Consider the following 21,819-nt stretch of genomic DNA (forward strand, 5'->3'; position numbering starts at 1 on the left):
ATGAATGAGTTGGAAATAAATCATCGTTGTTGAAACAGTAGAATCCAACCAAAAAGTTACCGTGTAAAAATGTTGGAAAAGAATCATCATTGTTGGAACGGCAAGCAATGTCGGGAAATTGGCATTATGTAGGCGAGTTAAAAATGTGCGACAAAAAAGCAAGTAAGAGACCGACTTTCCCGTGGAATGTACGTGATGATTCGTCAAAGATCTGCTGCCAAAAATTTGCCTGAATTGATCGGCGTGATCAATGAAAAAAATAGCCACCGTGTTTATTTTTCGAGGATAAATGATTTACATGCGGTCCTGATTTATTGGCCCGCCTTTTCATACGGCGGTGCTTCATACCCGGAGTTTGCGAAACATTTGTGAATGCTTGTGAGAGGAGAAAAACAGATGAATAAAGCATTGCCCATCATGATTCAAGGTACGCATTCCGATGCGGGGAAAAGCGTGATTGCGACAGGTTTTTGCCGAATTTTTGCGCAGGACGGATATCGGACGGCGCCGTTTAAATCACAAAATATGTCACTCAATTCGTATATTACCGTTGACGGCAAGGAAATCGGCCGCGCCCAAGGAGTGCAGGCGGAGGCGGCAAGAACGGTCGCAACGGCGGATATGAACCCGATTTTGATCAAGCCTGTGAGCGATCACACTTCACAAATTGTTGTGAACGGTAAGCCGTATCAAAATTATAAGGCAGCAGCGTATCGGCAGGAATTTTTTGAACTTGGTTTGCAGGTGATTAAAGAAGCGTATCATCATTTGGCAAGTACATATGAGCGAATCGTTATAGAAGGAGCGGGGAGCCCTGCGGAAATTAACTTAAATGATCGCGAGCTTGTCAATATGCGCATTGCCCGGTTAACAAACGCTCCTGTCATTCTTGTCGGCGACATTGACAGAGGCGGTGTATTTGCGAGTTTAGTAGGAACATTGCAGCTGCTTGAGCCTGAAGATCGCGATCGCGTAATTGGGGTAGTGATTAACAAGTTTCGCGGGGATATTTCCTTGCTGGAGCCGGGACTTCGCTGGTTTGAAGAGTATACGGGCAAACCGGTTTTAGGGGTCGTACCATATATTTCTAATTTAAACATTGAGGCGGAAGACGCCGTCATATTAGATACGTTTCCACGTACAAATGAGAAAACTAGCGAGATTGATATTGCTGTTATTCATGTTCCTCACATTTCGAACTTTACCGATGTTGACCCGTTTCTATATGAAAAGGATTGCCATGTTCGCTATGTAAAGGAGGCAAATGAACTCAGAGAACCGGATGTTGTCATTTTGCCGGGAACAAAAAATACAATTGAGGACTTATTGCTTTTGCGAAAATCCGGCTTTGCGGATGCGATAGAAAAGCTTTATCTAGCGAAAAAATCAGTCATTGTCGGCATATGCGGCGGTTATCAAATGCTCGGAAGGGAGATTTCAGACCCTTATCACGTAGAAACATCGATAGGGAGCGCAAACGGATTCGGTTTTTTCCCGATTCGCACCGCCATGATGAAAGAGAAAAGGACGACTCTTACAACAGGGATGGCCCACTTTGCTGATTGTAATGTGCCGGTGGAAGGCTATGAAATTCATATGGGAACAACTTCTTATGAAGGGGACGTATCGCCATTTATTACGACGGAAGAAGGAGTTGACGGCTGCATAAGCCAAGACAGCCTCCTAATTGGAACGTATTTTCATGGCATATTTCATAACGATGAGTTTCGGACGGCATTTTTGAATTTGATAAGAAAAAGAAAAGGTCTTCCGGCGATTTATGAGCGGCCATCAATGAAAAACATTCGTGAAGAAGCATTTGACCGGCTTGCCGATTGTCTCCGGAAGCATGTGGACATCGAGTGTATTTATCGGGAAATGGAACGGTTTCAAAGCAAATCTTTTTTCTAAGAAAATAAACGGAAATCTGATATGTTTGTTCGCCTCTTTATATTCATATGGCAATCTTTTTTGCACTGTGATTTTAGCTGTCTGTTTTTTTATAAAAATCCGGGAGGAAACGGTCATGCGGTTAACAGATGAAGAAGTGCAATCTCTTTTACAAGATATGAAAGATTGGAATCTTCTTGAAGAGCGATGGATTGCAAGAAAGTACCTCTTTCAAGACGATTTGCAAGAAATCGAATTCGTGCGGCAAATTTCGGACATTTCTGAAGAAGTAATTCATTTCTATTGACTATAAGTTCATCACGGTAAAAATTTCGTCTCAGAGAGCGAAAGGACTCACAAAGCTTGATTTCGAACTGGCGAAAAAATATGATGAAGCTTATGAAAAAATAAAAGCAGGGTAAAAACGGAAAAAAGTGGATTATATGTGAAGCGGATGACGTGAAGAAAGCCGCATTTTCCGCCGCACCATAAGTTACGATATAAGGGACGTCTTTCCTCTTGAGAAGGAGAACGGTTTTCAAAAAAATGATGCGATTTAAAAGGCACCCTGTTTTTCTCGAATAGATGGGCAGCTGAAATGATGCGGAGCTGCAAGAAGCGTGTATATGGTCTTTTGGGGAAAATCTGCATTTATGGATAAAAAAACATGACGAAATTTTGCACACACAAAGCAGGCAACAAGGATGTTAGTTGATGTTGGTGAAGGAAAACTTTTAAGTGATCGGATCATGTCATAGCACCATTCAAAATATCATTGACAATGTTGAAGGAAAACAACCTGCCGAATTTAATCGTATGAGCATGACCGAAGCGCTGCACAAATCCTTTTGATTTACCGCGAAGCTTCGAAAGAATTATTTATACACCGCAGTACACTTGAATATCGCATTGAACGTGTTGAAGAAATACTCAATGTTGATTTAAATCATGCATATATGCGCTTTGAGCTCATGATGGCATACAAGCTGTATAATTTGTTTGATTTTGACCGGAGCGAACTGGCAAAAAGGTGAATTCTATTGATCGAGCAAAGGATTTTAGAACGGGATAAAGTCCGGCGGAAAAAACGGTTAAGCTATCGGGCAAGCGTGTAAAAAAACATCTCCTGTGAATTTATGAATGAATCATTTCTGACACGTATTGGAAAGCTTTAGCAGGCTTAAAGAATTTAAACTCTAAGCGAAAAAAGGCAAATGAAACTCCGGCAGATGAGCCAATCTCCCTTGCCGGAGTTTTCTTTTTTTATGTGTTTTGCAGCCCATACAATCATTTTTTACACGATATTTAAACGCCGTGCTCGGCTGCAACTTCTATGTGCTGAAACGTTGTGACGTCAAATAATCCTAAATCAGTAATTTTGAGCTCTGGAATGACAGGCAAACTTAAAAAAGAGAGCGTGAGGAAGAGATTGAAATGCCGATGTTTGCTCACTTTGTGCAAGCTGCTGTTCAATTCATCGAGTTGATGGGCGACGATTGGATATGCTTGATCTGACATCAATCCGCCGATCACAAGCGGCAAAGAGGCGAGCGTTTTTCCATCATTCACAACTACTAGCCCACCGCCGATTCTCTTCATCTCTTGAATGGAGCAGATCATATCCTCATCGTTTGTGCCGGCAACGATCACATTATGGGAATCGTGGGCGACGGTTGTGGCGACTGCACCGCCGATTAAGCCTAATCCTTTTACAATGGCAAGGCCAATGTTTCCAGTATTTTTATGGCGTTCGAGTACAGCCAGTTTTGCCAAATCTTTTTCAATGGAAGGGATGAAGCAAACACCGTCGCTCGGAACTTCCATCATTCTTTTAACCGTTTCAATTTGATTCGGAATAATTTCTATTACATGCGCTTTTTGGTTATTTTTTACGTGAATGGCCAACCGTTCTTTTGTAACCTCGTTTATGTTTAGATTGACATAATTTCTTGATAAAACGGAAGGTTTTGGTTGATCTATAGATCCTATATATTGACCGTTTTCCGCTATCACTTTTCCGGCTTTCAAAACTTTTTCAATCGTAAAAGCTTTGAAGTTATCTACTATGACAAGATCTGCTCTATATCCAGGTGCGATCGCTCCTTTTTGCGATAGTCCGAAACATTGGGCGGCATTAATCGTCGCCATTTGAATCGCTATGAGAGGATCAAGTCCATGCTCGACGGCAAGACGAATATTGTAGTCAATGCTTCCCTCGGCAATTAAGTCGTCTAAATGCTTGTCATCCGTACAAAATAGACAGCGGTGGCTATTTTTTTCATTGACCACGCCGATTAGTTCTGGCAAATTTTTTGCAGCAGATCCTTGACGGATCATGACGTACATTCCGCGAGCAAGGCGGTCTTTTGCTTGCTCTTTTGTCACACATTCATGATCTGTTTGAATGCCGGCCGCTCTGTAAACATTGACTCCTTCAATGCCAAGACCTGCGCCGTGTCCGTCGATCTTATATGCTGATGCCGTTAAAAGCTTGTCAATGATGCGGTCATCTAAATTTTGAACACCTGGGAAATCCATCACTTCCGCAAGCCCGAGCACCCGAGGATGCTTGTAAAAAGGTGCAAGTTCATCATCATTTAACACAGCGCCGGCATTTTCAAACGAAGTCGCCGGAACGCAGGAAGGCAGCATGCAATACACATCTAAATCTAAGCCTTCTGAATCCTCCAGCATAAAAGATATACCTTTCGTCCCGGCGACATTCGCAATTTCATGCGGATCTATAATAACGGTTGTCACACCGTGGGGCAGAACTGCTTTGGAGAACTCCTTCGGTGTCACCATCGAAGATTCAATATGGACATGAGAGTCGATGAAACCTGGAACGATGAATTTATTCTCGGCATCAATGATGTTTACCCCATCATATTCTCCGATTCCAGCAATCACTCCGTCCGCAATGGCGATGTCTCCATGCAAAATTTCTAAATTGAAAACATCGGCAATTTTTCCATTTTTAATCACAATGTCTGCCGGAATTTGTTTGCTAGCCACTTGGATTCTTTTCTTTAACATGTTTTTGTCCATTCTCACTTTTCCCTTCTGTAGTAAACTCGCGCGTTGAGTTTGACAGGGAGAGTTGTGTATCGTCTCTCGTAGTCAAACTATTTACGGTAGTTTGGTAGAAACGTTTGGACCGTATTTCCAAACTTATACGAGAAAATCATTCGTATTTTTAAAAAGAGATTATACGACTCTAATTGAAACAAAGCAAGATAGTTGGTGCATTTCTTGACAGAAAAATTTTCTCAGGTATTGCGAAAAGCTGAGAATCACAGTTTCTCTGGTGCTCCAAACAGACCGATTTTAAAAATTGGGCAGAACAACTCCTCCATAAACAAAGGATAACATAATAAGAATGGCGGGGTGCACTTTCCATTTTTCTAATGCAAAGAACGATACAGCAGCAATGATAAGTGATTGGATTATCCCGAGCGAATGGGCGGAGTCTTTCATCATTTCCCAAGTTAAAAGCAGCATCATGACCGCAATAACAGGCTGGACAAGCAAGGCCATTCCTTTCACAACTAAAGATTCCCGGTGGCGCTGAATCAGTTTTAACAACAGAATCAAAGCGAAAGCTGATGGAAATACAGTTGCAAACAAGGCGATGAAAGCGCCCCACCAGCCGTACACATCAAAACCGACGTATGCCGCAATCTTCGTTGCAATTGGCCCCGGCAAAGCATTTCCCAGTGCGAGCATATTGGAAAATTCAGCATTTGTCAGCCATTTGTAATGATTGACAATTTCCTCATACATGAGCGGAATGGAAGCGGGTCCTCCTCCATAACCGAGGATGTTGGCCAAAAAGAACCCGATGAATAAACTGATCCAAATTTTCATGCCGACATCTCCTTGCTTTGGCGCTTCCGTTTTAAATGGAAAGCTCCGTATGTTAAAAACAGCAGAATCACAATGGCAGGATGAATCGAAATCACCTGCAGCAGACAAAACGAGACAATCATCAAGAGGACGCCCAGCCATTTTCCCAATCCTTTCATGGCCTTTGAAGAAAATTCGTAAGCCATCTTCCCGAGCATGGCGGCAATCACCGGCATAACAGCAGCAATCATACCGTTGATCACAGGTGAACCGCTTAAAGCCGTGACCATTTTGAACAATAAAATCATGGCTAAACAAGTAGGCAAAATATGTGCCGCAACGCAAATAATAGCGCCTAATGCCCCTTTTTGTTTATATCCTAAGTAAGCGGCCATTTTTGTCGCGATCGGTCCGGGCAAGGTATTGGCAATGGCCAATATTTCAGCAAATTCTTCATCTTTTACCCAATGGTATCTGGAAACGGCCTCATAACGGAATAACGGAATGACGGAAGGACCGCCTCCGAATCCAAAAATTCCGGTTCTCACCATGGCCATGATAAGATTTTTATAAGATGTTTGCATGTTCCTCCCCCTCATCCATTATAATTTCATTCCCATGCGGCTCTTGTATCGTTTAATGAGAATTTGACAGTCAACACTGACGACGCCGCGCATAGGATATAATTTTTTAGTTAAAAATTTTTCCATTTCTTGATTATTTTTAAAGATTCCATGCATGTGCAGCTTGCTTGGCCCGGTCATATGATACAAGCTTGTAACAGCATGTTCCTCCGCCAATTTTTGTGCCACTTCCTCCAAATACTGCGGTTCTACTTCGACATTAAAAAAGGCGGAAACATGCATGCCGATTTTGGTTGGATTGATCACCGTCGTAAATTTTTCGATAATTCCTTTCTCGATTAAGTTGTTTATTCTCGCTTGAACAGCAACCCGAGACAAACCAATTTCTTTTCCTAAATCCGTATACGATATCCGGCTGTTTTCATGCAGCTTCTCTAAAATTTGTTTATCAATATGGTCTATGTCTAAATTCGGAATGTTGTATTCGAATGCCATTCATACCACCCTTTATTTCGTTATGTAGTTAATTTTATAATTATAATTTCTTTTAGTATACAAAATATGTTTTATGATTTCTATAAAAAAATGAAAATATTTATTTGTTTACGAAACGAAAAAAACTTTGTTAAAAAAATTTACAAATTCAAGGAACTTTCCTCGGCAGCTTTCTATAATGGAATCAAATTTTTTAAAAAAGCTTGCCAGAGGTGAAGAAAATGAAACGCACACATCCAGCTATCGTTATTTTCTTATTTTTTCTAGGATGGGTATTTATGTATGCAGACCGGACTATTTTGTCACCAGTGATGGGAGAAATAGGTGAGCAATGGAATTTAAACAATGCTCAATTAGGTTTAATGTCCACTGTGTTTTTCATTGCCTATTCGATCATGCAAATTCCAACAGGTTTTTTGGCTGATCGTTTTGGAAGGGTGAAAGTTTTAGTAATTGGCTACACATTATTTGGCATTACCACTTTTTTGAGCGGATTGGCATCTTCTTTTGCTTTGTTTTTGTTGATGCGTGCTTTAACGGGTATTGGAGAAGGAACCTATTACGGTTCGCAATACGGAATTTCTTCCAACATTATCCCTAAAAAATACAGAGGCCTTGGTTCGGCAGTGATCAACAGCGGAATGGCTTTCGGCATTTCTCTTGGTTTTATTGCTGCAAGCTACTTCACGTACACCTTAAACAAAGGATGGCAATTTTCATTTTATCTATTTGCCATTCCAACTATTATTGTTGCCATCTTGATAGGATTGTGTGTTCGCGATCAATCCAGCCATGAAAAAAAACAAGAAGTTTCCAATGTTCAAGATGGCCAAAGCTTAAAACGGCTGTTTACAAAAAATCATCTTTTCGTCTACATTCTCATCTTCTGCTCTTTATATGGATTTTTCGGAATGCTGACTTGGCTGCCTTATTATTTGCAGACGGTAAAAGGGGTAGACGGTTCGCAAACAGGGATCATATCTTCTTTAGTGCCATGGGCTTCGATTCCGGGGGCTATTTTCTTCGGCTATGTTTCAGATAAAGTAAAAAATAAAAAGCCGTTGATCATTTTTTTAGCTGTTGCTGGAGCTGTTTGCCAATTTGTCATCCCTTATGCGGAAAATTATTCGTTGCTGATAGCAGGATTAGTTTTTTACGGGCTGCTAGGAAAACTGGCGCTCGATCCCGTATTAATATCTTATATGGCTGAAATTACGCCGTCATCCATGTATTCCAAAGTGTATGGTTTTTTCAATTTCAGCGGAATGCTTTCTTCCATTTTTGCCCCTTATATTACAGGCTATTTTGCCGATATCACCGGCAAGCTTGAAATCGGTTTTTATTTGTCAGGTGTTTTGCTAATCATCGGTGCAGTCTTATTTCTGTTTACTGAAAGTTCAAAACGCATGTCCGATTTCGTTCAAAACAATAAACCGAGGGAGGAACAAGCAATATGAGCCAATCAATGATCGGAACCAAAAATATGGTTGTCAGTCCCCATTATTTAGCATCGGCAGCTGGCTGCCGCATACTGCAAAAAGGGGGAAATGCTTTCGATGCAGCGGTAGCGGTCAGCGCCTGCTTAGCGGTCGTTTATCCGCACATGACAGGGATCGGGGGAGATTCTTTTTGGCTGTTTTACAGCAGGAAGGATCAAAAAGTTCGTGCGTATAACGGCAGCGGCCGTTCCGGCTATAACGCCACGCTTGAAAAATACGAAGGTTTGTCCGCCATTCCTTTTCGCGGCATTCAAAGTGTTATCACCGTGCCGGGTATGGTTGACAGTTGGGATGCCATCATAAAAGAATATGGAAGACTTTCATTGGCGGAAGTTTTAGAGCCAGCTATTGAATATGCGGAAAATGGATTCCCTTTTTCAAAGGATCAATATGTCAACACGCAAAAAAATGTTCAAATTCTGCGAGAATTTCCGGAAACATCATCAATTTTCCTGCCTGATCATCGGATTCCGAACCTGAATGAAAAATTTATCCAGAAACAACTGGCAAATACTTTGAAAGAATTGGCAGAAAAGGGAAGAGATTATTTTTACAAAGGCGGGTTAACAAAACGCATTGTATCGAGCCTTCAAGAAAAAGGGGGGCTTTTAATAGAAGATGATTTTGCGGATCATCAAGGAGATTGGGTCGAACCGCTGAGCGGAACATACCGCGGTTATACAATATATCAAGTTCCGCCCAATTCACAAGGCTTTGTCGGGATAATGGCGTTAAATATTTTAGAAAACTTTGATTTTAAAGCCATTCCGCACGGTTCTTTTGAATATTATCATCTATTAACAGAATCGTTGAAAAAAAGTTTTCAAGATCGCAACCAAGTATTGACAGACCCCGAATTCTACCAGATTCCGCTTGATAAATTGTTAAGCAAAACATATGCGAAAGAGCTGGCCGATTCGATCAGTCTGACAAAAGCAAGCGAAGTAAAGACGCAGCCTGTTGGGAACGACACTGCTCATGCGGCTGTCGTGGATGAAGAGGGAAATGCGGTTTCCTTTATCCAAAGTCTTTATTTTGAATTCGGTTCATGTGTTGTTGCTGGTGACACAGGGATTTTAATGCAAAACAGAGGATCGTTCTTTTCTCTTGATCGTTCGCATGTCAATTGCTTGGCGCCGAGAAAAAGAACGTTCCACACGCTGATGCCTGCAATGGCTTTTAAAGATGGAAAGCCGTATATTTTATACGGAACACAAGGAGGAGAAGGACAGCCGCAAACACAAACAGCTATCATTACAAGAATGATTGATTATCAAATGAGCCCTGCAGAAGCAATATATGAGCCAAGGTTCGTGTGGGGAAGAACATGGGGAGAAGAGACAGAAGAATTGAAGATGGAAGGCCGCATCCCGCAAGACGTGATCGAATCGATGATCAAAGCGGGCCATCTTGTAAAAGTTGTTGATGAGATTGATAAAATAATGGGTCATGCCAACGCCATATTAATTGATGACCAAAGCTTTTTACATGGCGGGGTTGATCCAAGAGGAGACGGTGCGGCAATCGGTTGGTAACGACGAATTCATAAAAAGCGGGGATTTATGCTATCCGTTGTTTCATATTTAAATATATTGGAGAAGGGTTTACGGAAAGTATCCAGCTAGGGCAAAGCCTGCAGAATTCATTATTGGAATTCTACAGGCTTTTATCATTTGAAGAGGTTCTCACATCGGTATATTCAACCCTGGAAATAAATTAGGAGAAGTTACAGCCAAAAGAAAGGTTTTAGTAGAAATATATAGGGAAGCGAAAACACCAACGATTGCAACAAGCTGTTTCGCGGACTAAATCTTTCATCAAACCTTAACAACTTACGTTGATTTCCAGCTGCTGCTTTTCGTCAAAAACAAACAGCAAAATGAAATTTTATATTCCGCAATACTGGTCCAATTTCCGTTATTTTTTTTCTTCGTTGACGAAGTCATTAAATATGGAATAAATAGGGGCTTAATGGTTGAATCCTCATGAAACAGAATGAAACACCGGGAAAGTTATTCTTCAGTTTAGGACTGTAGCCAATTGAGCAACATACATCTGAAAGTGAGTGCTGAAAATGTTTCAAAATAACAAAAAAACCGGAGAGCTTTGGAGTGCATGATAAATACCTTGGCTGTAGGTTGGAAAACTTTGATTGGACGAGCAAACTGGACAGAGATCAAGAAGGAAATAACGTCCCCAGAGGATTATGCGGAGAAGGTCATAAGATAATCAGATAATCCGCACGAGATAATGCCCAAATACGAAAATTAAAATAAATAGGCAAGACAACAATCCACTGAAAGTCGCTGCGCCAAATGCTAGATACGAGCTAAATCGGTTGAGAATGTACGTTCTTCTATAGTATGATAAAATAGTTATCTCGTTTATTTTTAAAAGGGTGTTTGGATATGGATACAGAAACTGCATCTGTGAGAACGTTTAAATATGGAAACAATCTCGAAGTAAAAATTGAACTAAATGATTGCATATCCTTTTTAAAGTCTTTAAAAGATGAAAGCATCGACTTGATTGTAACAGACCCTGCTTATTCTGGAATGAATAACAAGCTGAAGCTCGGGAAGGGCAGAATCGTCGGTGAATATAAGCAAAAGGGAACGGAAAACGGGAAATGGTTTGCGGAATTTGAAGACAGTGAAGAGAACTATCATCTCTTTTTACAAGAGTGCAAGAGGGTGCTGAAAAAAGATACAGGGCACATTTACATCATGTTTGATTCTTTTTCTTTATTAAGCTTAGGGCATTTAATGAGAGAGTACTTTGACGTAAAAAACATCATCACTTGGGATAAAATCAATATGGGAATGGGGCATTATTTTAGAAGAAGGCACGAATATATTATTTTTGCTACGAACGGAAACAACCGCAAAATTAGAAACCGGTCTTTTCCGGATGTATGGAGGTTTAAACGAATTCACCATTCGAAATATCCGACTCAAAAACCGGTTGAGCTGTTCCAAGCGATGATTTATGCAAGTGCCGAAGAGGGGTTTACGGTTTGCGACCCGTTTTTAGGGAGCGGATCGTCAGCTATTGCAGCCATAAAAAACAACTGCCGCTTTTTAGGATGCGATATCGCAAGCAATGCTTTTACAGCCAATGTAGAAAGAATTCATCACTATCTTAAAACAAAAGAAGACATCTATCAGCCCAAGCCTTGCCATATCGAAGGCGAACCGGTATTTTGGGAATAAAGACCGATCATAACTACGCAGCTTGCAAATGTTATTCATCTTCACCAAACCATAAAAAAATCGGCGTTTAGCCGATTTTTTTATTTTGATCATTGTCTGATCCAAGACCATATTTCTTTTGGCGTGGCATTTTTTCCGTACATTAAGATGCCGACTTCGAATATTTTTCCAGCTAGTTTCATAAAGATCCAAACACTTATTATTAAGATTGCAAGTGATATGACAATTTCCGCCCATGGCCATTCCTCTAATATCGACAAACGAAGAATCAAAACAGCGGGTGATGTGAATGGAAGATAGGTGCCGATTTGCGCCCATAGCCCGCTTGGATCTGTCAGCACAGGTCCGACAAAAACAAATGACAAAAATGGCAGCAGGATAACTAATCCTTGAAAGTTGCCGGCGGTATATATATCTGCCATTGTGGCGCCGATGCCGACAAAAATTGACGAAAACAGCAAGTAGCCTAAAAGGGCAATCCCGATGAAAAGAAAAAGATGAGGAACGAACAAATAGTGAAATATCGGAACATCAATTTTCCATAAAACGATTGGAATGATAAAAATGAAAAATACAACAACTTGTAACATTCCTAATAGGAAATAACCAATAATTTTACCTTGCATGAGGTCTTTTGGCGTGACCGATGAAAGAATGATTTCCGCAATTTTATCTTTCTTTTCCTGCGAGGCGCTTTGAAAAATCATCATGCCGCTAAAAACAATGGATAGTAAAATGATGCTGGCAAAGGCCCCTGGTACAATGCGTTCTAAAATTTTTTCCGTTTCTCCTCCTCCGCCTTCAGTTTTTGAGATTTCACTAACGGTCGATTGTTCAAAGACGATTCCTTTCGAAATGGCTGCTAATTGATTTTTCGATAAACCAAGCTGCTCCAACTGCAAAGCTTTTAACGGCTCTGCCAGCAGCTGAATTTGATTGGCAAACATCGGGCTAATCACATCGCTTGTGTAAACAGGGACAACGCCATCCGTTAATGACTGTTCACCGATAAACAAATAGGCTGTATTCTCTCTATTTTTTAGCAAATCTTCTATCTTATCTTCCGCGATGCCAGTTTTCTGAAGCTTGAATGGAAGGTTGTGAAGCTGTACTGCTTCCTGCAAGGCTGGCAAAATATTCAGCTTATCATTGACATAAACAGTTGTTACACTTTGATCCTCATCTGAATTGGCAAGATTTCCGAGCAGGAAAAAAGCTAAAAAGAGAATAGGCGTTATAAACAAGCTGATGATAAATGATTTGTTTTTTAAATTCCGCTTTATTTCCCATTTTGCTATTTTTATAGTATTACTCATAATTTTCACCAGCTTCCTGTAATAAATTTTGATCTGTGGCAACATCAATAAAGATTTCATGCAGGGAAATGCGGTCAAGCGATAATTCTTGAATTATCATATATTCCGGAAGGTTTTTTAACCATTTGGCAGGTTGAATGTCTTTTGTTAAATAAAGAGTTGATACATCTTCATTTTGTTCTATTCGTTGAACGCCAGAAATTTGTTCTAGTACGGCGCGGTCATTTTTTCCGCGGATGACACATTTGAAATTCGCATATGTTTTCTTTACTTCCTCTATCGATCCATAAACCACCTTGCGGCCGCGATGGATCATAAATAATCTGTCACACATCTCTTCTACTATATTCATTTGATGGGAAGATAGAAGAATCGCTGTGCCTTTATTAGCTAAGCTTCTTATTTCTTTTTTAAATAACTCCTGGCTCACAGGGTCTAATCCGGAAAACGGTTCGTCTAAGATGAGCAGTTCAGGCTCATGCAGGATCGAAGCGATAAACTGTACTTTTTGTCCCATTCCTTTTGATAGTTCATCAATTGATGACTGTTCTTTTCCTTCTAAGCCAAATTTTTTTAAATAGACTTTAGCCCGCTCTTTTGCTTTTTTTAATGGGTAGTTTTTTAAATCTGCTAAATAAAGGAGAATATCCATTACTTTGACATTTTTATATAAACCGCGTTCTTCCGGCAAATAGCCAATTTTATGGCGCGGGATTATATTTTTTTGGCTATTGTGGAATGTAATGCTTCCTTCATCTGGATACATAATCCCCATAATGTTTCGAATGATCGTTGATTTTCCAGCCCCGTTCGGTCCTAATACCGCCATAATTTCCCCTTTTTTCACTTCAAACGATATATTTTGGATAATCGGCTGATGTTTGAATGATTTTCCTAATTTTTCGACTGTTAAAACCGTTTCGTTCATATTTATGTTCCTTTCTGATAAATTGGTTGATTGAGCATAATCGTGATAATCTCTTCCAACTCTAATGATTCTGCTTTGATCCAATCGTATTGATGCTCTATTAAATACTGTTCTGTATTTTCTTGTTGTTGAGTGATGACAATTTGCTTTCCTTTTCTTCCAACTTCACCCGGTATCGGTTTATTTGGCAGAGGCCGCTGCAAAAAGTAACGTTTATATCTGCTGGCTAATTCTTCTTTTTCAAATTTTCCAAGCAATTGTCCGTTTTTCAGTACAATTAGATAATCAGCAAGCTTTCGAATATCATCTGTTTGATGGCTGGCAATGATCATCAGCTTTTCGCTTCTTTCCATCCATTCTACGAGAATATCCATCAGCATTTGTTTTGAAGGGATATCCATATGAGCGGTTGGTTCATCAAGAATCAAAATGTCGGTATCGCAGGCTAAAGTTAAGGCGATGCTTAATTTCTTTTGAACACCTTGTGATAAATTTCGATATAGCTTTCTTAAAGGGATATCGAACATTTGTACAAGCTGGTCGAAATATTTCTGATCCCATGTTGAATACCAATGGGAAGTGAGCTTCATCAATTCCAATCCGTTAAAGGAATTGCATCCAATCAATGTCTGCGGCAGGTACGAGATGTGCTGCTTCCAGCTTTCATCACGATTTTGTATTGATTGACCAAATAAGCGGATCTGCCCCTCATCTTTTTTCACAAGATTCATCAGCATTTTCATTAATGTACTTTTACCAGCTCCGTTTTTCCCAATGAGTGCATGAATCGTTCCAGGCTCAAACGAAAGATCAATTGGCCCTAATTGAAAATCATCGATCGTTTTTCTTAACTGCATGATTTCTAACCAAGGCTGCATTAAGAACCCTCCTTTTCTCGCAATTCAACCATTACTTGTTGAAAGATTTGCTCAATCTCTGCAAATGTATAGTCATGGCGGAGCGCCGTTTGTACCGCGGTTTGAATAGCTTTGTACACCGTTTCTGTCTTTACTTTTTCTTTCTTAGCATCGTCTATGTCAGCTACAAACGTTCCTTTCCCTTGTGTTGTCTGGATAAACCCTTCATATTCAAGATTTTGGTAGGCTCGTCTAGTCGTAATCACACTAATTTCAAGGTCTTTTGAAAGGGTGCGGATCGAAGGCAGCGGCGAACCAGCAGGAAGCTGACCGCTTGCAATCAGCGCTTTAATTTGTTCTTCCAATTGATAATAAATAGGCTCCGGAGAATCTTTTGCAATCTGAATAGGAAGCTCCATTCAACTTCCTCCTTCTTAAAATAAATAATCCATTTTTTCAATTTTTTTGGACATATATTTTTGCGAGTAGAGCACGCCTATAGCAGCGAAAAAAACTGACGCAATAATACTTACTAGAGACCATTTTTCAGCGATGAGCATCGTCAAGGGCACAAAGCCGTTTCCATATAAAATGTTAAATATCGTAAAGATAAACATGAATCCAAAGAATAAAGCGAATATATAAAGGGCAAACCTCACCGTCGAAAGCCGGTAGCCGACATCACTAGCTGGAAACGAAGCTCCTAAATGAATGCCGATACCAATCCAAATCATGATAAATGCGAAATATTCCTTTAAGTCCAACGCTGCTCTAAGATCAGGGGAAAACGCATAAGTAAGAATGGATACCCCTAAATAGTAAGGAACGGCAAAAGCGAAAAAAATAATAAATCTGCTCTTAATGAGCACATCCTTTTGGATCGGCAGCTGCCTAAGTGTAATAAAAAAAGGGGATGCCCAAAAGTCGCCGCCTATTTTTTGATGATTAAATTCTTTCGGTTTGATCCATGCAGTTCCAAAACCAAATACAATAAAGAAAAAAATATCTAGCATAACGGTGCTTCTTTCCATATTTTTCGGAATGACAGTGGCGAAAAACATCGAAAACATGATGGCCATCAAGGCAAGCAATACAAAACCTAATTTCAATTTTTTTAATTCAAACTTTGCTAGCCAAAACGCTTCCTTCCAATCGTTCATATTGATCTCCTCCAAGTGAACTGTTTTACTGTATATATCTATATACACACTATATAACATTTTGTTAAATTTGACCAGTCTTTTTTGAAAAAATGTATGGATAGGCATCAACAACATTCGTTCTAAAAATTTTGAAGTAACTCCAAACGGTATGTAGAAGGACTACAAAAAAATTGCAACTTCTGGAGCTCAGGATGTAAATAAAAAAATTCGAAGCAGCTGATGAAAAAAATGTACGGAAAAACACGCAGCAAAATGGAACTGTAAAAAAGGTCAACAGCAGATGAAAAATTTCTATGTATTTTGCGACAGTCTTTTTTTAAATACTTTTTCCAGCGCATATTTGCTGAATCTATGGACAGAAGTGAAAAACTCGGGAATATTCATCCTTTTGTTTAGGAAGTATAAGAAAAAACAAGAGGAGATGTTGTGAAGAGAAAATTTGTCATTTTGCTCTGCCTTTCGCTCGCTCTTTCTGGATGCGGAAATGGAAATGATAAAAAGCAGGGCGCTTCTTATGATCAACAGCAAGGAACGACAACTCAGAATGAAGGAGATAGCTCGCTCATTAGGATACAGCATAGCCAATCTCCAGCAAAACGAATCCAAAAGGTAAACCCTGATCAGACGGCCCGCGACAAAAGACCTATTAACTCAATTGGATTTCTTGAGCCGATCACTCCGCAGCAATCCGTTTCTGACTTACAAGGTGTCAGCCAGCATTTATCATATGTAGCTTTTTTCAGTTACCGAGTGAACGCCGATGGAAGTCTTGTTCCAATTGAAGACAGTGAAGCACTCGCAGCTGCTAAAAAATCCGGTGCGATTCCGATGATGGTCATCACCAATTTTACAGAAGGAAACTTTTCACCGGATATTGCTCATCGGATCTTTACAGATAAAACAGCCTCTAAAAGTTTGATCAATGGCGTTATTCAGACGATGAAAGCAAAAGGATATAAAGCTTTAAATATCGACTTTGAACATATTCGGGAAAAGGATCGTGAGCTGTATAACGGCTTTCTCGAAACGATTTTGCCGCAGGTTCGCAAAGCTGGCTTTACGGTTTCAACTGCATTGGCCCCAAAAACGAGTGATGAACAAAGAGGACCATGGCACGGAGCCCATGATTATAAGAGACATGGAGAGTTAGCAGATTTTGTTATTTTGATGACGTCCCTGAATCCGTGACAAAACATCTTTACAATGGTCGCAAACCGTTGATACGATAAGGGAAAACGACGTTGACGATTCTTCATCAAGTAGGTGATGTGATGAAAGATTTCCCGATTCGGTTTGTATTGACAGATGAAGCGATTACCCCAAGTGCTGGGCTTGCTCTCGTTGGCTACTTACTCCATCGAACGAAACTGGATAAACGGGTAAACGCACTTCGGCTTCCAACGGTTCGTCGAGAAGTGCACATTTCCCATAGCGATGTCATTCGCTCGATGATTGGCTTGCTTGCCACAGGAAAAACGGATTTCGATCATATCGAAGCGTATCGTCAGGACGATATCTTTTCGGCATCGATGGGGATTCAGCACGTGCCTTCCTCTCCAACCTTGCGACAACGACTCGATCAGCTCGCTTGTCTTCCGATGACCGAAACGATTCTTTGGGAGGAGTCCATACGTCTGTTGATTCAACGACATGCCACTTTGTCCCCTTGTTGGACCAAAGGAAAGACGACATGGCTTCCCCTTGATATAGATGGTTCCCCATTTGACAACTCCGATACGAAAAAAGAAGGAGTCAGTCGAACGTATAAAGGATTTGACGGTTTTACACCGTTGTTTGCGTATGCAGGGAAGGAAGGGTATCTCGTTCATGCCGAGTTGCGTCCAGGGAAACAACATGTGCAAGACAACATGCCCTCGTTTTTAGTCACCGCTATCCGTCGAGCTCGTCAACTGACTTCATCTCGTCTGCTTGTTCGCATGGATGCAGGAAACGATGCAGAAGCGAATGTGCACGTATGCCTAAAGGAAGACGTGGACTTTGTCATCAAGCGAAACTTACGCCGAGAATCGAAAGCGCTTTGGTTCCAGATCGCTTCGCAAAAGGGCAAACGTGTCGATGATGGACAAAGCGAAGGAGTACAAACCTATGAGCTATGCCTTCCACAGAAGGCAGCGATCGATGGAAACACGTATACGTACGTTCAAGTCACCCAAGTGACGGAACGGACGATGGAACGCAATGGACAGCTGATGCTCGTTCCTGATTATGAAGTGGAAAGCTATTGGGTGCGGCTCAAAGGATACGAGCATGTTCGAATGAGCGATGTGCTCGCGTTGTATCATGACCATGCGACATGCGAACAGTTTCATAGCGAACTGAAGAGCGACTTAGATTTAGAGCGGCTTCCATCTGGGAAGATGAAAACGAATGCGCTCGTGTTGGTCATGGGAGCCTTCGTTTACAATCTTCTTCGTCTGATTGGACAAGATCTATTAAGCGATCCGAGACATCCGTTGCACCACAAAGTGAAACGCCGCCGCATCAAGACGATTATTCAGACGGTGATCACGATGGCAGGGCGACTCGTCCGTCGATCACGACAGATCTGGATGAAACTGACGCGAAGGAGTGGCTATAGCGAGCCCCTACTGAACGTCTATCAGAAATGGAGAGAGGCAAGATAACGAACGAATGTTCGGGCACTGATGTCCAACGTCACTCCCTGTGCTTTTTTGTCTATTTTTTTGGTTCGTATACCTAAAAAAGAGATTTGTTCCATTTTCGGAAATAGAGATGACATAGGTCATAAGCATAAAAGGGGTTTTATGGATTATCAATCCATCAAAATTACAACAAAATCAAAGTCGATTTCAATTCATCACGGATTCAGGTTTTTGATAAAAAGCCTTTTATTAGGCTTTTTTTTTATGGAATTTGGGAAAAGTTTAAAAGTAATAACAAATGGGGATAAATACAATAAAGAAAAGATTCTTTCAGGGAGGATTACACATGATCAGTAAATTACTTAGGGGAGTCCTAGTAGCTGTGCTACCTATCTTTATCATTACCGGATGTAACAATCAAAACAATGACCATAATCAGATGGATCATGATTCGAAAGAAATGGATGGTGCAAATATGGATATGTCCGCCAATGATAAAGACAAAGATAACAAAACAAATGAAATGGAGTTCGCGAAGCCGCCAAACTCATTCAACCGTTTAGCAAGCCAAAACATGATCGTAACAGCGACGAAAAACGTTACTCGTATCAACACGGATGATCCTATTGAGTTATCCGTCATGGTTTCACAAACGGTTTGGCCTGCCACCCATAAAGAAAACCAGCCCGGCGGAATTATTTTAGTGCCCGTTGAAAGTTGGCAAATCGCATTGGCAAGTGTAGACTTAATTCATCATCCGAGCAACGGCCCTGTTTTATTTACAAAAGATCAAAAAATACCGGATGCCGTCTTAAAGGAAATAAACCGCCTTCAGCCTTTAGGCACAGCTGACGGTACGCAAATTATGGTGATGGGAAATATTGGGAAAAGTGAACTAGATAAATTAAAGAATTTTAAGCTGAAACAAATTAGTGAAACAGATCCGGCTGCGTTTGCGAAAGAAATTGACCAATTTTACAGCGACATTGCCGGCAAGACCCCGCAAAGCGTGATGATTGGTTCTTTGGAAGATAAGGCAAAATTGTACACTCTTATAGCTGCCAATTGGATTGCCCACATGGAAGAACCGTTGTTGTATGTTACGGCAAATGACATTCCGCAACCAACGAAAGAGGCGTTACAGCAAAGAAAAGGAAAAGCAAATATATACCTTTTAGGTCCCGAATCAGTAATCTCTAAAGAAGTGGAAAACGAACTAAAATCATTTGGCACCGTTGTCCGAATCGCAGGCGATACACCGGTGCAACAATCCGTTTCTTTTGCTACTTATAAAGATGAAAAAACAAAATTTGGCTGGGGGCTAAATAATCCGGGGCATGGCGTATCATTTATTTCAACGAAAACCCCTGAATTAGCGATTGCAGCTGCGCCATTTTCTCATCTAGGAAAGCACGCACCTTTAATATGGCTAGAGAATGGGACATTAACAAAGGACGTATACGAATTTTTAGCCCGTTTAAAACCAACTTTTACGGATGATCCAACAGTGGGACCGTATAACCACGCATTTTTATCTGGTACATTCCGTTCCATCTCTTATCAAACACAAGGAATCATCGATGAAAAGCTCGAAATTATTCCCGCAACCGGAGAAGGACATGCAGGGCATTAGAAGCACGTAAATCTATATAAGTTGAAATTTTATTTTCCATCCAGCCGATCACTCGCCACGTTATATCAAAGTCGACTTGTATGGAGGTAAAACAGAAACGAACAATCAGAAATTCTTTATTGCAACTTATATATATACGCAAAACAGCTTGCAAGCCGAGCAAGCTGTTTTTTTTATGGTGCGCCCGGCATGTACATGAACTATAGGGTGTAAGTCCCGAACCCCGAAGACAGAAGTAGAGGTTAGCTCAACGAAAGGGTGTCCGTGGTGACGCGGAATCTGAAGGAAGCTGGAGGCAAAACACCGGTCCGAGGAACACGAACCTCATATAAGGCTAGGTATGATTGAGTGAGTTTGCATAACAAAACAAAGCTCTTTCTGTCGAAGGTCATATCGAGTAAATGAGGCGGATAGATGGTGTGAAAGTGCATGTACTTACCCGGGGAGGTCTGGCTGGCACGCCAAGTAACCTTGGTAACCTATCTAGTGATAGATAGCTGAACAGTCAGAAGTCAGCAGAGGTCATAGTATTAGTTGGTCTAGAACAACTAAGAAGGACCGAACAATTAAGAGAGAATAGCCCTTGGCATTCAGTGAGTCATGATGAACACAGAAAACGTAGTACCTCACTTGAGGAAGGAAGCGGTGAATCCCGTGGGAGACCTCTTGGAGGGTGGAGTGACCACTGGCATAAAGAGAACAGCTATTCACGGAAGTTATAAAGACTTGCGTCAATCATCTTAATTGAACCGCCGTATACGGAACCGTACGTACGGTGGTGTGAGAGGTCGGGGGTTAATCGCTCCCTCCTACTCGATTTTTGAAACTTGTGGTGTTAATATGATGATGCAAACATATGGCATTCAACTAACATCAAAGGTTCTTGAATTATTCGCATATCATCACATACAACTTCTACAAGCTAATTTGTAATGATTCATGTTGTTTAAGAAACATGTAAGCAACAAAGTATGATTATGATGACAGAGCCATTAGGCCATTAGAAATTCTAATCGATTTTTGAAAATATCTAATTACTAATGATAATTCGCGACAAAAATTTGTAAATGTTTATGAACACTTTCTCCATACTTTTCCTTTATTCTAAAACCAGAAAAGGATGGAGGTGTTGAAAATGAAAAAACTTATTTCAGGTTTGTTCGTCCTTGTTTCAGCTTTTGTATTAGCTACAGCTGTTTTTGCAGCAAATAAAAATGATAATAATGATTGGAAAGAAATGTTGCCAATGATGAAACAAATGCATCCAAATTTATCAGAGGAACAATTACAAAAAATGTATGAACAGTGTCGAAATACTAAAAATATGGATCAAATGATGGAACATATGATGAATAATAGCAAAACGAATCAATAAATGATGAAACAAGGATATATGGTGTAAAGATCAGTTATTGAAACACTGTAGGCTTAAAACTACAGTGTTTTTTTCGGTGCGCCCGGCATGTACATGAACTATAGGGTGTAAGTCCCGAACCCCGAAGACAGAAGTAGAGGTTAGCTCAACGAAAGGGTGTCCGTGGTGACGCGGAATCTGAAGGAAGCTGGAGGCAAAACACCGGTCCGAGGAACACGAACCTCATATAAGGCTAGGTATGATTGAGTGAGTTTGCATAACAAAACAAAGCTCTTTCTGTCGAAGGTCATATCGAGTAAATGAGGCGGATAGATGGTGTGAAAGTGCATGTACTTACCCGGGGAGGTCTGGCTGGCACGCCAAGTAACCTTGGTAACCTATCTAGTGATAGATAGCT

19 protein-coding genes, 1 pseudogene and 1 riboswitch are annotated in these 21,819 nt (G+C 40.6%); of the genes and pseudogenes, 11 read left to right on the forward strand and 9 right to left on the reverse strand.

Annotated features, from left to right (window positions below):
- Window positions 1-195: 195 nt before the first annotated feature.
- From NSQ44_RS07355 to NSQ44_RS19005, 4 genes and pseudogenes are all read left to right on the forward strand, one after another.
- Window positions 196-372: a hypothetical protein gene (locus NSQ44_RS07355; protein ID WP_157727936.1), complete on the forward strand. Its 177-nt coding sequence runs from the start codon at window positions 196-198 to the stop codon at window positions 370-372.
- 24 nt (window positions 373-396) lie between these two features.
- Window positions 397-1,911: a cobyric acid synthase gene (locus NSQ44_RS07360; RefSeq protein ID WP_340856296.1), complete on the forward strand. Its 1,515-nt coding sequence runs from the start codon at window positions 397-399 to the stop codon at window positions 1,909-1,911.
- A 115-nt stretch (window positions 1,912-2,026) separates the two neighbouring features.
- Window positions 2,027-2,312, forward strand: a pseudogene (locus NSQ44_RS07365) (4a-hydroxytetrahydrobiopterin dehydratase).
- A gap of 426 nt (window positions 2,313-2,738) precedes the next feature.
- Window positions 2,739-2,924, forward strand: a complete 186-nt coding sequence (locus NSQ44_RS19005) for a helix-turn-helix domain-containing protein (protein ID WP_157727937.1) — start codon at window positions 2,739-2,741, stop codon at window positions 2,922-2,924.
- 271 nt (window positions 2,925-3,195) lie between these two features.
- On the opposite strand, the gene ade is transcribed toward NSQ44_RS19005, so the two are convergent.
- The 4 genes from ade to NSQ44_RS07385 form a co-directional block, all read right to left on the reverse strand.
- Window positions 3,196-4,938 carry an adenine deaminase gene (ade, locus tag NSQ44_RS07370; RefSeq protein ID WP_340856297.1) on the reverse strand — a complete coding sequence of 581 codons (1,743 nt, stop codon included), beginning with the start codon at window positions 4,936-4,938 and terminating at the stop codon, window positions 3,196-3,198.
- A 49-nt stretch (window positions 4,939-4,987) separates the two neighbouring features.
- A riboswitch (purine riboswitch) is annotated at window positions 4,988-5,089 on the reverse strand.
- Between the two features lie 128 nt (window positions 5,090-5,217).
- On the reverse strand, window positions 5,218-5,757 hold the full coding sequence (locus tag NSQ44_RS07375) for a chromate transporter (RefSeq protein WP_340856299.1): 540 nt from the start codon (window positions 5,755-5,757) through the stop codon (window positions 5,218-5,220).
- Entirely contained in the window at window positions 5,754-6,320 is a 567-nt protein-coding gene (locus NSQ44_RS07380; protein WP_340856300.1) for a chromate transporter, read from the reverse strand. Before NSQ44_RS07380 ends, NSQ44_RS07375 begins: the two co-directional genes overlap by 4 nt.
- Window positions 6,321-6,338: 18 nt before the next feature.
- Window positions 6,339-6,815 carry an Lrp/AsnC family transcriptional regulator gene (locus NSQ44_RS07385; RefSeq protein WP_340856302.1) on the reverse strand — a complete coding sequence of 159 codons (477 nt, stop codon included), beginning with the start codon at window positions 6,813-6,815 and terminating at the stop codon, window positions 6,339-6,341.
- A 221-nt stretch (window positions 6,816-7,036) separates the two neighbouring features.
- Here NSQ44_RS07385 and NSQ44_RS07390 point away from each other — a divergent pair, with 221 nt between their 5' ends.
- The 3 genes from NSQ44_RS07390 (at window position 7,037) to NSQ44_RS07400 (ending at window position 11,526) form a co-directional block, all read left to right on the forward strand.
- Window positions 7,037-8,272, forward strand: coding sequence for an MFS transporter (locus tag NSQ44_RS07390; RefSeq protein ID WP_340856303.1), 1,236 nt, complete (start codon window positions 7,037-7,039; stop codon window positions 8,270-8,272).
- On the forward strand, window positions 8,269-9,849 hold the full coding sequence (ggt, locus tag NSQ44_RS07395) for a gamma-glutamyltransferase (protein ID WP_340856304.1): 1,581 nt from the start codon (window positions 8,269-8,271) through the stop codon (window positions 9,847-9,849). Before NSQ44_RS07390 ends, ggt begins: the two co-directional genes overlap by 4 nt.
- Before the next feature lie 873 nt (window positions 9,850-10,722).
- Complete coding sequence (locus NSQ44_RS07400) at window positions 10,723-11,526, forward strand: DNA-methyltransferase (RefSeq protein WP_144598367.1); 804 nt, start codon at window positions 10,723-10,725, stop codon at window positions 11,524-11,526.
- An 89-nt stretch (window positions 11,527-11,615) separates the two neighbouring features.
- Here the strand turns inward: NSQ44_RS07400 and NSQ44_RS07405 are convergent, their stop codons facing one another.
- From NSQ44_RS07405 to NSQ44_RS07425, 5 genes are read right to left on the reverse strand one after another with little or no spacing between them, the layout of a single operon-like run.
- The gene (locus NSQ44_RS07405) at window positions 11,616-12,842 is read right to left on the reverse strand and encodes an ABC transporter permease (RefSeq protein ID WP_340856305.1); all 1,227 of its coding nucleotides are present in this window, start codon (window positions 12,840-12,842) and stop codon (window positions 11,616-11,618) included.
- Complete coding sequence (locus tag NSQ44_RS07410; RefSeq protein ID WP_094245613.1) at window positions 12,835-13,770, reverse strand: ABC transporter ATP-binding protein; 936 nt, start codon at window positions 13,768-13,770, stop codon at window positions 12,835-12,837. The genes NSQ44_RS07405 and NSQ44_RS07410 overlap by 8 nt, the downstream gene beginning before the upstream one ends.
- Before the next feature lie 2 nt (window positions 13,771-13,772).
- Window positions 13,773-14,648, reverse strand: coding sequence for an ABC transporter ATP-binding protein (locus tag NSQ44_RS07415; RefSeq protein WP_094245614.1), 876 nt, complete (start codon window positions 14,646-14,648; stop codon window positions 13,773-13,775).
- On the reverse strand, window positions 14,648-15,046 hold the full coding sequence (locus NSQ44_RS07420) for a GntR family transcriptional regulator (protein WP_066248497.1): 399 nt from the start codon (window positions 15,044-15,046) through the stop codon (window positions 14,648-14,650). Before NSQ44_RS07420 ends, NSQ44_RS07415 begins: the two co-directional genes overlap by 1 nt.
- A gap of 15 nt (window positions 15,047-15,061) precedes the next feature.
- Window positions 15,062-15,787 carry a hypothetical protein gene (locus NSQ44_RS07425; protein ID WP_340856306.1) on the reverse strand — a complete coding sequence of 242 codons (726 nt, stop codon included), beginning with the start codon at window positions 15,785-15,787 and terminating at the stop codon, window positions 15,062-15,064.
- 429 nt (window positions 15,788-16,216) lie between these two features.
- Between NSQ44_RS07425 and NSQ44_RS07430 the strand changes: the two genes are divergently transcribed.
- From NSQ44_RS07430 to NSQ44_RS07445, 4 genes are all read left to right on the forward strand, one after another.
- The gene (locus NSQ44_RS07430; protein WP_340856309.1) at window positions 16,217-16,978 is read left to right on the forward strand and encodes a hypothetical protein; all 762 of its coding nucleotides are present in this window, start codon (window positions 16,217-16,219) and stop codon (window positions 16,976-16,978) included.
- Between the two features lie 83 nt (window positions 16,979-17,061).
- The gene (locus NSQ44_RS07435) at window positions 17,062-18,435 is read left to right on the forward strand and encodes an IS1380-like element ISGsp2 family transposase (protein ID WP_044899598.1); all 1,374 of its coding nucleotides are present in this window, start codon (window positions 17,062-17,064) and stop codon (window positions 18,433-18,435) included.
- A 328-nt stretch (window positions 18,436-18,763) separates the two neighbouring features.
- Window positions 18,764-20,047: a cell wall-binding repeat-containing protein gene (locus NSQ44_RS07440; protein WP_445659526.1), complete on the forward strand. Its 1,284-nt coding sequence runs from the start codon at window positions 18,764-18,766 to the stop codon at window positions 20,045-20,047.
- A 1,135-nt stretch (window positions 20,048-21,182) separates the two neighbouring features.
- The gene (locus NSQ44_RS07445) at window positions 21,183-21,422 is read left to right on the forward strand and encodes a hypothetical protein (RefSeq protein ID WP_094245403.1); all 240 of its coding nucleotides are present in this window, start codon (window positions 21,183-21,185) and stop codon (window positions 21,420-21,422) included.
- Window positions 21,423-21,819: the final 397 nt, after the last annotated feature.

Origin of the sequence: Aeribacillus sp. FSL M8-0254 (genome assembly GCF_038008845.1) — a bacterium.
Taxonomy (GTDB): domain Bacteria; phylum Bacillota; class Bacilli; order Bacillales; family Aeribacillaceae; genus Aeribacillus; species Aeribacillus composti.

What these genes read in the sequence shown, in the direction of transcription:
- NSQ44_RS07355 (WP_157727936.1), top strand. Translation starts at nt 196, where the DNA reads ATGATTCGTCAAAGATCTGCTGCCAAAAATTTGCCTGAATTGATCGGC.
- NSQ44_RS07360 (WP_340856296.1), top strand. Translation starts at nt 397, where the DNA reads ATGAATAAAGCATTGCCCATCATGATTCAAGGTACGCATTCCGATGCG.
- ade (WP_340856297.1), bottom strand. Translation starts at nt 4,938, where the DNA reads ATGGACAAAAACATGTTAAAGAAAAGAATCCAAGTGGCTAGCAAACAA.
- NSQ44_RS07375 (WP_340856299.1), bottom strand. Translation starts at nt 5,757, where the DNA reads ATGAAAATTTGGATCAGTTTATTCATCGGGTTCTTTTTGGCCAACATC.
- NSQ44_RS07380 (WP_340856300.1), bottom strand. Translation starts at nt 6,320, where the DNA reads ATGCAAACATCTTATAAAAATCTTATCATGGCCATGGTGAGAACCGGA.
- NSQ44_RS07385 (WP_340856302.1), bottom strand. Translation starts at nt 6,815, where the DNA reads ATGGCATTCGAATACAACATTCCGAATTTAGACATAGACCATATTGAT.
- NSQ44_RS07390 (WP_340856303.1), top strand. Translation starts at nt 7,037, where the DNA reads ATGAAACGCACACATCCAGCTATCGTTATTTTCTTATTTTTTCTAGGA.
- ggt (WP_340856304.1), top strand. Translation starts at nt 8,269, where the DNA reads ATGAGCCAATCAATGATCGGAACCAAAAATATGGTTGTCAGTCCCCAT.
- NSQ44_RS07400 (WP_144598367.1), top strand. Translation starts at nt 10,723, where the DNA reads ATGGATACAGAAACTGCATCTGTGAGAACGTTTAAATATGGAAACAAT.
- NSQ44_RS07405 (WP_340856305.1), bottom strand. Translation starts at nt 12,842, where the DNA reads ATGAGTAATACTATAAAAATAGCAAAATGGGAAATAAAGCGGAATTTA.
- NSQ44_RS07410 (WP_094245613.1), bottom strand. Translation starts at nt 13,770, where the DNA reads ATGAACGAAACGGTTTTAACAGTCGAAAAATTAGGAAAATCATTCAAA.
- NSQ44_RS07415 (WP_094245614.1), bottom strand. Translation starts at nt 14,648, where the DNA reads ATGCAGCCTTGGTTAGAAATCATGCAGTTAAGAAAAACGATCGATGAT.
- NSQ44_RS07420 (WP_066248497.1), bottom strand. Translation starts at nt 15,046, where the DNA reads ATGGAGCTTCCTATTCAGATTGCAAAAGATTCTCCGGAGCCTATTTAT.
- NSQ44_RS07425 (WP_340856306.1), bottom strand. Translation starts at nt 15,787, where the DNA reads ATGAACGATTGGAAGGAAGCGTTTTGGCTAGCAAAGTTTGAATTAAAA.
- NSQ44_RS07435 (WP_044899598.1), top strand. Translation starts at nt 17,062, where the DNA reads ATGAAAGATTTCCCGATTCGGTTTGTATTGACAGATGAAGCGATTACC.
- NSQ44_RS07445 (WP_094245403.1), top strand. Translation starts at nt 21,183, where the DNA reads ATGAAAAAACTTATTTCAGGTTTGTTCGTCCTTGTTTCAGCTTTTGTA.